At 31.4% G+C, this 13,473-nt stretch carries 8 protein-coding genes, 3 pseudogenes and 2 riboswitches; of the genes and pseudogenes, 9 read left to right on the forward strand and 2 right to left on the reverse strand.

What is annotated here, in order from left to right:
• Positions 1-503: 503 nt before the first annotated feature.
• The 5 genes and pseudogenes from BTOYO_RS22450 to BTOYO_RS22465 form a co-directional block, all read left to right on the forward strand.
• A pseudogene (locus BTOYO_RS22450) lies at positions 504-974 on the forward strand (ATP-binding protein); the annotation flags it as partial.
• 542 nt (positions 975-1,516) lie between these two features.
• Complete coding sequence (locus BTOYO_RS28065) at positions 1,517-1,768, forward strand: WYL domain-containing protein (RefSeq protein WP_224992858.1); 252 nt, start codon at positions 1,517-1,519, stop codon at positions 1,766-1,768.
• 425 nt (positions 1,769-2,193) lie between these two features.
• Positions 2,194-2,853: a protein kinase family protein gene (locus tag BTOYO_RS22455; protein WP_000026521.1), complete on the forward strand. Its 660-nt coding sequence runs from the start codon at positions 2,194-2,196 to the stop codon at positions 2,851-2,853.
• Positions 2,854-3,114: 261 nt separating this feature from the next.
• The gene (locus BTOYO_RS22460; RefSeq protein WP_000333841.1) at positions 3,115-3,489 is read left to right on the forward strand and encodes a recombinase family protein; all 375 of its coding nucleotides are present in this window, start codon (positions 3,115-3,117) and stop codon (positions 3,487-3,489) included.
• 232 nt (positions 3,490-3,721) lie between these two features.
• Positions 3,722-5,122, forward strand: a complete 1,401-nt coding sequence (locus BTOYO_RS22465; RefSeq protein WP_000725204.1) for a zinc dependent phospholipase C family protein — start codon at positions 3,722-3,724, stop codon at positions 5,120-5,122.
• A gap of 278 nt (positions 5,123-5,400) precedes the next feature.
• On the opposite strand, the gene BTOYO_RS22470 is transcribed toward BTOYO_RS22465, so the two are convergent.
• Positions 5,401-5,721, reverse strand: coding sequence for a helix-turn-helix domain-containing protein (locus BTOYO_RS22470; RefSeq protein WP_001202918.1), 321 nt, complete (start codon positions 5,719-5,721; stop codon positions 5,401-5,403).
• 361 nt (positions 5,722-6,082) lie between these two features.
• Between BTOYO_RS22470 and BTOYO_RS28070 the strand changes: the two are divergent.
• Positions 6,083-6,265: pseudogene (locus BTOYO_RS28070) on the forward strand (ISNCY family transposase); the annotation flags it as partial.
• Positions 6,266-6,584: 319 nt separating this feature from the next.
• Here the strand turns inward: BTOYO_RS28070 and BTOYO_RS22475 are convergent.
• Positions 6,585-7,711: pseudogene (locus tag BTOYO_RS22475) on the reverse strand (FtsW/RodA/SpoVE family cell cycle protein).
• 187 nt (positions 7,712-7,898) lie between these two features.
• A riboswitch (M-box (ykoK) riboswitch) is annotated at positions 7,899-8,075 on the reverse strand.
• Positions 8,076-8,576: 501 nt separating this feature from the next.
• Positions 8,577-8,744: riboswitch (M-box (ykoK) riboswitch) on the forward strand.
• Between the two features lie 273 nt (positions 8,745-9,017).
• Between BTOYO_RS22475 and mgtE the strand changes: the two are divergent.
• From mgtE to BTOYO_RS22490, 3 genes are all read left to right on the forward strand, one after another.
• Positions 9,018-10,346, forward strand: coding sequence for a magnesium transporter (mgtE, locus tag BTOYO_RS22480; RefSeq protein ID WP_000735192.1), 1,329 nt, complete (start codon positions 9,018-9,020; stop codon positions 10,344-10,346).
• A gap of 160 nt (positions 10,347-10,506) precedes the next feature.
• Positions 10,507-11,604, forward strand: coding sequence for a phosphodiester glycosidase family protein (locus tag BTOYO_RS22485; RefSeq protein ID WP_000681827.1), 1,098 nt, complete (start codon positions 10,507-10,509; stop codon positions 11,602-11,604).
• Positions 11,605-12,463: 859 nt separating this feature from the next.
• Positions 12,464-13,357, forward strand: coding sequence for a cation diffusion facilitator family transporter (locus tag BTOYO_RS22490; protein ID WP_000993331.1), 894 nt, complete (start codon positions 12,464-12,466; stop codon positions 13,355-13,357).
• Positions 13,358-13,473: the final 116 nt, after the last annotated feature.

Below are 13,473 nucleotides of genomic sequence, written 5' to 3' on the forward strand. Positions count from 1 at the left end.
TACACTGATTATAATTCAAGCATATTAGACTGCTGTCCCATACCTATCAAGCTAATATTTTAAAGTATCCCAAAACGAAAAATTCATATCACTACAACAGTGATTTATGAGAATGTAGTGTTTTTTTGTTTTGGGGAACAATCAATTTCTTAAGTTGATATGCATGGGCGGTACCTCTTGTATGTCTTCCTTTATTTTTGGATTAATTATGACTTTTATTTTAAAGTTTGGCGCCCATTAAAGATTTTTTAATAGAAATGTAGAAATATCCTTTAAAGTGATATAAAACATATAATTATACATACATAGAGGAAACTCATTCAAAATGGAAGAATAGAGAAATAACTGTTGTTATATTTATGGAAATGTTAGAACTAAAGAAAAACACCTTTTATAAAAATATGAAGGAATATGAAGAAGTAAATTAGGGCTTTTCCTATAAAGCGTACGACCAACACTTTAACGAAACGCTAGCAAACCATCCGAATTTAAAATCTGTACGTATCAACCTTGATGATGTAGTAAAAACTGTAATTAGAAGAAATTATAGAGATTTTATTCATAAGAGAATAAAATTAGATATACAAGATATTGATGAGATTGTATATAGTGATGGAAAATGGGTTGAATTTATTATTAATCAAATAATAGGAAATTCTATAAAGTACTCAAATAACAAAGAACAAATGATACGTATATACTCAATTAAGAAAACTAACTCAGTAATACTAACTATAGAGGATAATGGAGTAGGGATAGTAACTAAAGATATAAATAGAGTTTTTGAGAAAGGATTTACTGGAGAGAATGGAAGAAGATTCAGCAAAAGTACAGGAATGGGCTTGTATCTATGCGAAAAACTGTGTTCAAAATTAGGATTGAAAATTGGCATTGAATCTGAAGTGAATAGAGGAACTAGCGTTACATTAATATTTCCCTTGTCAGGTATAGTAACTTTTGAGCCCTGGTTATAAAAGGGATGCTGCCATCTTTCCACGAATTTCGTATGAAACTTATAAACAAATGTAAAACGGTATGAAAAGAGTAGAAATTCACTTCATACCGTTTGTATTATTTAGCCATTTAACATATTGGTATATGTAATTGTGAATCGGATGGATGTTAATCTGGATTAGTTATTACTATTTTTGATATCCACTAATACTTAAAGTAAGATTTGGTTCGGTTGCTACACAGACCTCGTAAGCGAGAAATTGTACACGATATAAAACAGTAAAATAAACATCCGATCCCCTACCGTACAAGGAATCGGATGTTTTGTGTCTAAAATGTGTCCAAACGTACAATTTTCTTTTTTTGATATGGGACCCCAAAGAGGCAAAAAGAGATAGTTCATGAGGCAGATCAAGTTATCCAATTTGTAGGAATAAATCAAAAAAAGGAATCGCACTTTTTAGGAGAACTCTTCTCTGCAATACTGAATAAAAAGGTAATAGAAATCAATGATTGTAGCTATGGTAACAATCATTGAATCATTTAACACTTAAGATTATTAATTACAAATAGAAATTGGTATTGCTTTAGTTGGGATTTAGACAAAAAAGAATTTCGAAATTTCCGTTGTGACTATATTCAATATACAAAGTATGAAGATGAGGAAAGCATTCCTTTTACTGAAGAGACAATTAGTTCGTTATATAGAAAACAATTCAATACACAACGACCTTTTTCTTTTAAAGTTAGTGAGAAAGGGGTTGAACAATTCTATAAACGCATTTACGATAACATGTCTCTTCAAGAAGAATAACAAAACAAATACATTATTGTGACTTTTGGAGAAAAGGAGATGGATTTTCTGGTTCAGTATTTTTTGTCTTTCGATAAAGAAATTAAAATAATTCCTCCGGAAATGCTACGCTCCAAATATAAGGAATATTTAAAAGAAATATTGGTGGATTGTTATGAAATAAAAAATAGTTCATCTGCAAATTAGCAGGTTAAAATAACATTCCTGATTTAATTTCAATTAGGTTTTTGATGCAATTTTAAACTAGCCCACTGTTATAAAGTTAATATTTATGATGTTCCAAGAACGAAAAATTGTTGTCTTTTATAGCAATAGGATTTATTTTTATTACAAGTTAGGACAAAATCTCGTTCTGGAGTAGTTGTATTTTCTTAGCTTAATAGCGATGGGGTGGGACCCCTTTTAGCAAAAACGGAGTGGAAATGATGAGTATAAATAGTTTTGTGGGATTGATAAAGGACGAATTATTAAAAGAGGTAAGCATAAGAAGTGAGGATGAATTCGAGCCTGTAGTAGTTAAAGATATTCCTAGACTTTGGAAGTGTTTAGGGACAGGTAATTATGCTGCAGTATTTATGCACAAAGAACACAAAGGTTGGGTAGTGAAAGTTTATGCGCGAAAAGGAGAAGGAATTGAAAAAGAGTCAGAAGTATACCGAAGAATCGGAAATCATCCTTCTTATTCGAGGCTTATATATAAAGGAGAAAATTTCATAGTATTGAAACGTTTAAAAGAAATTACCTTATACGATGCTATTCATAAGGGGATTAAAATTCCTAAGCAGGTAATCCTCGATATCAATGAAGCTTTAGAGTATGCAAGAGAACAAGGATTAACTCCTTGTGATGTTCACGGGAAAAATGTGATGATGGAAAACGGAAGGGGATATGTAGTCGATGTATCTGATTTCTTAAAAACAAAAGAAGATAGTAAGTGGAGAGATCTAGAAAAGGCATATTTTACATTTTACTTGCCTTTCATTTATAAATTGCCTCTCCCTGTTAAAATACCGTATTTCATGTTAAACATTGTTAGACGTTCATATAGAAAATATAAGAAGCTTAAAAAGAAATTCAAATTGTAAAAGGACCACATACTTATCTTTAGGTTAGATAAGTGAACCACTAGTAAACAAAAGGGATGTACATTTTAGATTAGTAGTCAACGGTGCATAAAATTTTCGTTCTAGAGGTACTTTAAAATCTTAGGTCGATGGGCATGTAGCGATACTCCATGCCCATTAACTTAAGAAAACAAATCAACCCCAAAATGAAAAAAGAGCTTTTTATTACATATTAGGACAAAATCTAGTTCTGGGAGTAGTTATATTTTCTTAGCTTGATAGGTGTGTGGTGGAACTCAAGAAGGAGATATAGTTGTTGAAGCTCGGATGAATCGATTAGCTAAAAATTTAAAACACATGTTAGAACTCGCTCAAAACTTGGAAAAGCGAAATGTTCATATAGTTAGTCTGGATTATAATTTTGATACAAGAATAGCAACTGGAAAAATGCTCCTTCATATTATTGAAGGTGTTGCTGAATGGGAACGAGAGTTATTGAAAGAAAAGCAAAGAGTCGGATTAGACATTGTTAAAAAAGGGGGACAGCGGGGTTGTCCTCGTAAGTGTGGGAAGAAACATGAAGGGATGGAACATGCTATCCATTTATATATGGAAGGTTATTTCATCCCCTATATTTGGATATGCAAAATTACATAAAAAAATATGTTTAAATAAGACGTGCTTTTATATATAACTAGAGGTAGAGAAGGAAAATTATTGTTTAGGATCAATTTAAAACTTTTAATTTGATCGATGTGTGGTGGTATTCCTTTAAGACAAAAATTAAGCAGTTAGCCTTTGCTCATTGTTCTTTTATTAGAGCTATTTAACTGTGGTTATTAAGATGAATATCCGCATAAGAATCTTTATATTTAGAAAGGAATATAAAATGAAAAAAATCGTATCAACACTATGTATAGCTGGAGTGACTTTAACTATTTTAGGAGTATGTCCTCAAAGTAGCTATGCTCATCTCGATCAAATTGATTTAAATGAGAATGATCCTATTACTGCAAGATGGTCTGCAGAAGCTCCGTATCATTCTGATAAAAGTACACATTTATGGATTGCAAAACAAGCTATTGAAATTATGAAAACAGAATCTAATATTGAAGCAAATAAGCAGGCTGTGGACTTTTTAAATTATCCACAATATAAAGATTTATTTTCTAAAGGATTATATGATGCAGATTATAATGCAGAGTTTAACGATGGTGGTACAGGAATAGGTGGCGTTTTTAAAGGCGGATGGAAATCTCATTTTTATGATCCTGATACTAAAGAAAATTATAGAGGAGAAACAAATCCAACGGCTCTTACACAAGGTAAGAAATACTTTTATGAATCTGGAGAACATTTACGAAATAAGGACTATGAAAAAGCTTTCTATTACTTAGGAGTAGCCACGCACTACTTTACAGATGCTACTCAACCTATGCATGCAGCAAATTTTACCGCAATTGATACGAGAGCTATAAAATATCATAGCTACTTTGAAAATTATGTTACAACCATTCAAAATCAATTTGCAGTCAATACTGGAGGGAATTATAACAATTCTCTATCTACACCTGAAGAATGGATTGATTATGCAGCTCGAGTAGCTAAAACTGAAATCCAAAATATTACTAATGATAAAACATTTAAGTATTATAATAGTGGTAAGGCACAATTGTGGCAAGAAATGGTTACCCCAGCTGTGCAGCGGAGCTTAGGAGAAGCTCAGCGTAATACAGCAGGTTTCTTAAATCTTTGGTTTAAAACTTTTACTAAAAATGTGAAAGCTCCAAGTATAGAGACTGCATTAATCTATGATATTGAAGGAAATGTCATAGAAGCAGGGAAAAACTATTATATCGTACCAAGTGAATCTCCTTATCAAGGTCTAACTTTTGAATGGTATTTAGCAAATCGTTACGATTATGTCACACTTGCAAATAAAGAAAACAATGCTTTATTTGGTACACCTATAGAGTTTGAATTCTACAAAGAAAATGATGCAAAGCTACACCACGGAGAGAGTATATATCTTCGCATGAAGCACTCAAATTACGACCAATTCCAATATTTAAATTGGTCCAATTATTCTAGTTGGATTCACCTTGCTCAAAAATCTGATAGTTTAGCTGATTTTAAAATTAAAATTAACCTGGATAATCCTACAGAATATAATATTTTTACAGATGACTATCCATTAAATTATGAGAATATAAATGCAAAGAAAAATTGGATTGTACTAGGTGAAAAAAAACAAAAACCTAGCTCATGGAAGTTTATCCCTGTCAGATAACCTAAAAAGAAAACACTCGTCCTTAATCAGAACGGGTGTTTTTCTTTTTAGAAATTATAACCCAGAAATTTAATGTTAAAATTTTATCGTTTTCCGAAAGAAGACTTCTTCCTCAAAAATGAGAAGGTGTGAAATACCAATTTTAGATAATCAAAAATTAGAACATATAAATGAAATAGTTTGTTTTGTAATTGCTGAAAATAAGCAAGTATACAGTTCATATCAAATACAAAGGATGTTCCAATCGTATAACTTGTTTGGGGATTTATTTCATGATTTTACATTTGTAACCATCCACGTTTTTTGAGCTCTTTATACAAATTACTCACGTGGCACCCCATTTCCTTTGCAATATCTGGATAATTTACTCCTTGATTATATAAAATTATTGCTTGTTTGCACTTTTCATCCCATTTTTCTTCTATCGTTTTTACTTTTGTCGATCTCTTTCTAAATTCTTTTTTACCCAGCGTAATAAGTTTTTTTCCTATGTCGCATTGTTCAATACAATACTGTTCTACATCCGTTTGATATTTACAATTTTTACAATATTCATCCTGCAAACGTATTATTTTTACTTTTTTCGCGACCGCTCTCATATCGTATTCACTCCGATTTGATTTATATATATCATAATTTTACGAGCGTACTCTTGCAATTTACGTTAATCTCACAATTAATTCCAGTAAAAGCTCTACCAATAGTCTTATTCCCTGTCCTTTCTTAGCAAAATTTCCTGTTGGCAAATATCATTCCACTTTAATTTCCTAAAGGGTAATTTTATTTAGAATTGTTAACTTGGAACTGATAAATATCCAAAAATGAATGCATTAATAATTCTGTATTCCTAGAAGAATGATAGTAGCCATCACTATCTTTGAAATGGAATAAATTACTAGTACAATAACTAAATGAAAGGAAAATAAATCCAAACAACAGGTTTTATTTGCTTTTGTAGGCATTCTAACAATAGGAGGTGTTTCGTCTGTTACAGGTTGCCCGCCAATCTGTAGTAAAGCTTTACTTAAATGTTTTCTCTTGAAAACTGTATTTTAAATGTACTCTATACGTAAATTGATTCATTTTTTGCATCCGTATTCTTTGTTTCGTGTATCTTTTGCCTTGTCTTTAATGCTTTATATTTTCAATGATTGCTTTTTCTTTTGATTTAATAATTTCTATCTGATATATATTACTATTAACTTCCTAATATTTTTATGCTTATCTATATAATAAAAAGAATTTTAAGAATTGAGACCAGCCAATTATATATATATTTTCTCAGCCATTATGAATGCTTCATCCCTTGCCACGGATTTTTACAATGTTATATTTTTTTTACTGTGTTTATTTTATTGTTTAGCAATAATTCTAATGAAAAAACAACAGATTGATTTACGGAATCAGTCTGTCCAAAACGAGAAAGAATTCATCCATTAAAAATAGAATCTTATATTGATAATCATATATTATGATTATCAAACTTAATTTTATTGAAAATTGAAATATTAAGTAGTATTCCTATTGCTATTAAATTAACCATTAAAGAACTTCCACCAAAACTTACAAATGGAAATGGGGTACCCGTAAGAGGAAGTATTCCCGTAATACCGCCTAAATTAACAACAGATTGCATACCAATCATACAGCCTATACCAATTGCTATAAAACTTCCAAAGGGATCTTCACATAGCTGTGCAATTTTTAGTGAGCGAAGAACTATAGCTAATACTCCGGTCATTATAATGAATACACCAATAAATCCTAATTCTTCAGAAACGATTGCCATTATAAAATCAGTATGTGGTTCTGGGAGATAACCAGTTTTTTGAATGCTATTTCCGAATCCACGTCCAATAATTCCTCCTGAGCCAATGGCAATAAAAGAATTTACAAGCTGATATCCATTCCCTTGTGCATCAACAAAGGGATTGAGAATCGTAGTAATACGTGTCTTTTGAACTTCTGACAAACTAAATTGAATCAAAAAATATAAAATAGGTAACCAAAAAATAGAACCGAGTATAGTTCTTTTAATTAATAGATTTATATTTATTCCCGAGCAAAGAAATATGCTACAACCTATACCTAATATTAAAAGAGCAGATCCTAAGTTTGGCTGTTTATAGATTAGGAAAAAAATTGTAGCTAAAAAAATAAAAGTTTTCCGCCCCCAAACCAAGTTTGTTTAACTGGTCCTTGTCGCAATGCAAAAAAACGGGCTGTTACAAGTATTGTTCCTAATTTAAGAAATTCAGCTGGCTGTATTCCAAAGATCCAAGATTGAGCATTATTTACGACCTTTCCTTTCCATAAAACCATAATTAACAAAAAAATTCCCCCAATCATAATACAGGTTGAGACTATTCGTTTTTTCCATATTTCATATGGGAGAATAGCACAAACTATTAGCCCAATTGTTCCTAAAAATAGCTTTGTTAATTGAGAATCGACAAAGTGCCTACTGTTATAACCGTAATGTTGAACAGCTACAATGGAGCTCGCGCTATACATCATGATAATACCTAAAGTACATGTTATGAATAGAGGGAGGAGCAATAGATAATCGAGTTTTAATATTTTTTTCATTTTTATATCCTCCTGATTTACATTAACACTTAATATTACATTTGCTAATGAATAGAATCTTGTTCTCACCAATTAATAAATAGTATTTTTGTTTTGAGAGATCCTATCGCTTACACCCTGTTTTCTTACGTAAAAATCCCCCTAGTTACATACTAGGGGGATTTCAAAATGGCATGACTAAATAAAGCTTTTCTCCCCCTAGTAGAGCTTTGGCACTATACAACGTAAAGTAATGGAAATTCATTACTTAGCTATCTTAAGAAGAGCCTTAATCCGACAATTCCTGTTCTACCCATTGGCGTCTTTCGACATTTTTGGGCAATAGCCTGTGTTTGTATAGGAGCCTCACCTAACAGGTTTAGCAATATAAATTTTATGTGTTAGTTTCGTGTAGCCAGCATAAATACTTTTTTTTTGCTTGTCAAGTAAACGTATTGCTAACTTTATATTCTTTATTGCTTTATAAATCTTTGAGAAATGATTTGAGAAATTGTATTTAATTGTCTCATATAGATACATATTTGCGACTTGGAATGTATAATTTGATTAAGTAGTTTAACCATATAAATTTGATAAACAGTAAAGAAGATATTAATCATAAAATAAGATTTTTTGAAGAATGTTCTTTTGAAGTACGGTATGACTAATGATGTAACTTCTGCTATAAAGTTACAAATTAATCATAAACAATACGTTTCTTATACGAAATTTCATATGTTTTATAACGTTTTTTTGAATTAATTGTATTTAAATTTCAAATTTGTAATAGAATCTAATTACATTTCTCTAAAAAAGAATTTTTTATGAATCAAATCGAAAGTTAGTTGACAAATATTAAATTCTGGTTTAAATTTTGAAGTAATTCAATAATCTTTGTTAGGTGAGGCTCCTGTATAGAGAAACGCTGCTGCCCAAAAATGTCGAGAGACGCCAATGGGTCAACAGGAACGGTCGGATTAAGGCCCTTTTTAATGTAGCTGGTTATAAAAACCTATGCTATACAGTGCTAAAACTCAACGAGGGAGTGGTATACGATTTGATAGAAAGGCACCTCTGGGATTTTTGCAGAGCTGTCTTAATAATCATTTATTTGTATTGTAAAAAAAACCTTACTCCTTTTTGAGTAAGGTTTTTTGTTTAATGTTATTTATTTTTATCTTGTCTATATTCAAAAAGGAGGTAGTTCTTAATAAATTGCTTGCAATGTAACTATTAATGCTCTAATCAAAATTTTAGACAGATAAAATAATACAAAACCACTCATGAAACTCTAGAGTCTCCCTTAGCAATATGAGGAGGAGTTAACATGAAGAAATTATTAAATGAATTACTTGTAACCCAAAATGATTTGGATGCAGATAAAGTTTTACGTCATCCGTCGTATGATGTTGCGCAAGAAATAAAACGGTTTTCAATTGAAGATCAAGTCATATTACTAGATAAGATTCCTGTATTAAAAAGCTCAAAAATTCTTCAACATTTGAGTATAGAAGAAAAATATAATATCTTAATTCACTTATCTGAAAACAAAGCTAAAAAATTACTAAATTTACAACCGATTGATGAAACAGTAGATCTACTTCTTGCGGTTCATCCGGAAAAACAAGCTCAATTAATGGCGTATCTAAATAAAATTACAAAACATAATGTAAAAAAGTTAATGGCTTTCAAACCTGAAACGGCAGGAAGTCTTGTCACAAGTGATTATGTTGCAGTTAGAGGGAATTGGTCAGTAAAAATGACATTGAAGTACATTAGGGAACATTCTGAAAATGTAGAATCAATTTCTTATATTTATGTTCTTGATAGTCATGGTTATCTTAAGGGAATCGTTTCCATACATGAATTATTACTAGCAGCAGATGAAGAGATATTATCTAATATCATGATTCGAGAGGTGATTTCAGTACCCGCTGAGGTTGATCAGCAAGAAGTTGTAAAAAAGCTACTGAATTATAATTTAGCGGCAATACCCGTAACAACAGCAAATAATGAAATGATTGGTATTATAACATTTGATGACGTAATGAATGTTATGGAAGCAGAGGCTACAGAAGATATCCAAAAGTTAGGTGGAAGTGAACCATTAAATCAATCTTACTTTGAATCTAGTATTTGGAGCATTTTCTTTAAACGCCTACCATGGTTATTGCTTCTTTTTGTTGCTGAAGCATATACAGGTACAGTACTAAAGTATTTTGAAGACGAAATTGAAACAGTAGTTGCCCTTGCTTTCTTTGTTCCATTATTAGTAGGTACTGGAGGGAATACAGGAACACAGGTTGTAGCAACAATTACTCGTGCAATCGGTATTGGAGAGGTGAAATTTAAAGACATTTTCCGTGTAATGAAAAAGGAATTTGCAATTGGTATGCTTCTCGGACTTGCACTTGGGGTAGCTGGGCTCATTCGTGCTTATATGTTAGGGGTTGGAACAGAAGTTGCACAAGTTGTAGCAATCACTTTATTATTTATTGTTATTTGGGCTTCGCTTGTCGCAGCTGTTTTACCTTTAATTTTGAGAAAATTTAAATTAGATCCTGCAGTCGTTTCTGGTCCATTTATTACAACATTTGTTGACGGAACAGGATTAGTAATATATTTCTTGGTTGCAAAAACGTTATTAAATTTGTAAATATACACTGAAATAAATACGAAATGTAGAATAAGTATTTTGCCTTGCTTGCTAAGACATAGTGGGGAACTCGGGAATAAGGAGAACAAACACTTTTGTCTTTAGGTAAATAATATTTTAAAGGATTCATTGAATGTAATTAATGCCGGAGGATAAAACTATGAAACATCTAAGAAAAATCTTCAAACGAATTTTGCTCCTTCTTTCTATTTTCATGCTTATTGGCATAGGAATATTATTTGGTACTAACTATGGCCGAGATTTTCGTGTAACAATTGCTGGGAGTATACTAACTTCTCAGCATCCACAATATGCGAAATATACATTCCTATCCCAAAAGGAACTAGATAAATTACAAGATAGAATTAATCATCCAAAATGGTTAAATAGTGATGAGAATATTTATAAAAAAATAGCAGGAAAAAGATTAGAAGAATTAAAAAATCAGCCAATAAAAATTGACGTAGAAACGATTAAAAGTAACAAAGATAGTCGCTTTCTTTTCGAAGGAAAATTAGTCACTATTAGTAACCCTTTCAATGTTAAACTTGTTAGCCATCAAGGAACACAGGGCGATAAAAGAGGAGAAAAAATTAGCGTAATGGCAAAACGTAATCATGCACTTGTTGCTGTGAATGCAAGTGGATTTGCCGATGAAACAGGAAGGGGTGGAGGAAATATTGCAACTGGAATAGTAATAGAAAATGGGAAAGCAATTGATACAAATATAGATAAAAATACCCCTACAATTATTACGGGCTTAACAAAGTTTGGACAAATGATAACAGGGAATTATTCTACCCAACAACTTTTGGATAAACAAGTCGTTTCAGCAGCAGGATTTATGCCACAGTTAATTGTTAATGGAGAAAAAATGATTACAGAAGGAGACGGTGGTTGGGGCTCTGCTCCCCGAAGTATTATGGCGCAAAAAGAAGATGGCACAATAATGTTTCTAGTGATTGACGGTAGGCAGACACATAGCATAGGAGCTACGTTAAAAGAGTGTCAAGATATTCTATATGAAAAAGGAGCAATAAATGCAATGGCTATGGATGGAGGTTCTTCTGCTACGCTATATTTAGGAGGAAAGGTTATAAATTCACCTTCTACATTATCCCATGAAGATCGTTATTTACCGAATGCTTGGATAGTAACAGCAAACCAAAAACAAGAAATAAGGGTGACAATAGATGGGGAAAAAATAGATACTAAAAAATCAGATGAATTTGATGCAAATATTTCAACTGATTTATAAATTCTTAAATAAATGAAGGTTTAATTAAAGTTTAAAAACTAACATACAAAGAGTGTAATAAAATTGAAAGTTTTATCATTTAACATTCATTAAAGAAAAGCGTATAGAGATACTCAATCATATGGAAAATCTCCAAGAAGTTAAAAGAAGGATAAATAATGTATACAGCTTACACTCATATTCAATTATATGCTTTTAATCTTATAGTATTTGCTACAGCTATGTGAAATGGACAACCTGTAAAAATAATTGTTGTGATCAGATGAGTAAAGATTAATGTGCAGAGTGAATTAGAAATCATACCTGAAGACATTTCATCAAACATCAAAGCAACACATTAGTCGCTTTGATGTTTGTAATGATAAAAGGGTGATAAAAAACATAAACAATAGGTGTATCAAGCAAAGGGATAATACACCTTAAAACTACATTGTTAAACAACATGCGTCATCGTGTAGTATATCTTATTTATCTTTAATTATTTTAGGTTCAATATTACATCTTATAAATCGTTTTTTCTATGATTTCCTAATTTCCAACTCTCGTCTTTTTATTCAATCATAATTACTATTTTAAGGATGTTAAAGTAACTCCAATACTAAACGTAAAAGGAATAATAAAAGGCATATGGCATTTTGTGTCACTCTTTTTTACACTTCATAACAAATAAGGATAAAAGAACAAAGTAAGTTATGCTTTTAACCTTTACTGATAGGAGAAAATGTTTGTATAGACCCACATACTTATTATTTGGTAATGTATGAAAGAAATTAAAATGATGAGATATAGACTTATAACTAAACAATTGAATTAAACAATAATATTTTGAAACAAGAGTAAAGTTAAGGTGGGGATAACTATGAATGCTAACCCAAAAACGTCCTTATTGGCAGCATGGATTAGTGTAATTAGCAATATATTTCTGACTCTCATCAAAATTATAGTCGGTTTACTTTTCAAAAGTCAGGTATTATTAGCCGATGGGATTCATAATGCTGCCGATGTTGTAGCATCCGTAGCCTCATTGGGATCAATGAAAATTTCAAACCAGCCAGCTGATGAAGATCATCCTTATGGACATGGTAAAGCAGAAGTTATATCATCAGGAATTGTAGCTGTGATTTTAATTTTAGCGGCTTTATTTATGGCTTATGAATCGATAAAGTCATTATTTGAACCAGCGACAGAACCCCATATAATTGCTTTTATAGCAGCGATTATTTCATTAATATGGAAGCAAATTTTATATGTATACACAATACGAATTGGTCGAAAAACAAGAAGCAACGGGCTTATAGCAACTGCTTATGATCATCTTGCTGATGTTTATGCCTCAATTGCAGCTGTAATTGGAATTGGTATTGCTTTGATAAACAATATCTATTCCATTCCATATGCAGCTTATGGGGATCCTTTAGCCGGTATTATTGTTTCTTTTTTCGTATTAAAGTTAGCGATTAGTATGGGGAAAGAAGCAATATATATATTAATGGAAGGTGGTATTCCTACCGAGAAATGTAGTGAATATAAGAGAGTAATTCAGGCCCATCCTTTTGTAAAAAGAATTGATAGAATGCGCGCACGTGATCATGGTCACTATGTATTAATTGATATTAGAATTAGTGTTCCGGCACATTTAAGCATCCAGCAAGGACATGATATTTGTAGGGATATAAAAACCACTATTATAAATCAGAACCCAGAAATATATGAAGTACTAATTCATTTAAACCCATGGTATGAGGAGAAGTAGGTTTAATGAATTATAGATAGATAGATATAAGTAAGTAAGTAGTTAAACCGTCCTTTTTAGATATTGGAGAATTGGTCGACTTGTATAATGTCCATAATTAAAAAACATTTATAGTT

The sequence above is a fragment of the Bacillus toyonensis BCT-7112 genome, assembly GCF_000496285.1.
GTDB classification, from domain to species: Bacteria; Bacillota; Bacilli; order Bacillales; family Bacillaceae_G; genus Bacillus_A; species Bacillus_A toyonensis.

Coding starts and splice junctions, on each gene's coding strand:
- mgtE (WP_000735192.1), top strand. CDS start 9,018: ATGAAGAAATTATTAAATGAATTACTTGTAACCCAAAATGATTTGGAT.
- BTOYO_RS22465 (WP_000725204.1), top strand. CDS start 3,722: ATGAAAAAAATCGTATCAACACTATGTATAGCTGGAGTGACTTTAACT.
- BTOYO_RS22455 (WP_000026521.1), top strand. CDS start 2,194: ATGAGTATAAATAGTTTTGTGGGATTGATAAAGGACGAATTATTAAAA.
- BTOYO_RS22485 (WP_000681827.1), top strand. CDS start 10,507: ATGAAACATCTAAGAAAAATCTTCAAACGAATTTTGCTCCTTCTTTCT.
- BTOYO_RS22490 (WP_000993331.1), top strand. CDS start 12,464: ATGAATGCTAACCCAAAAACGTCCTTATTGGCAGCATGGATTAGTGTA.
- BTOYO_RS22470 (WP_001202918.1), bottom strand. CDS start 5,721: ATGAGAGCGGTCGCGAAAAAAGTAAAAATAATACGTTTGCAGGATGAA.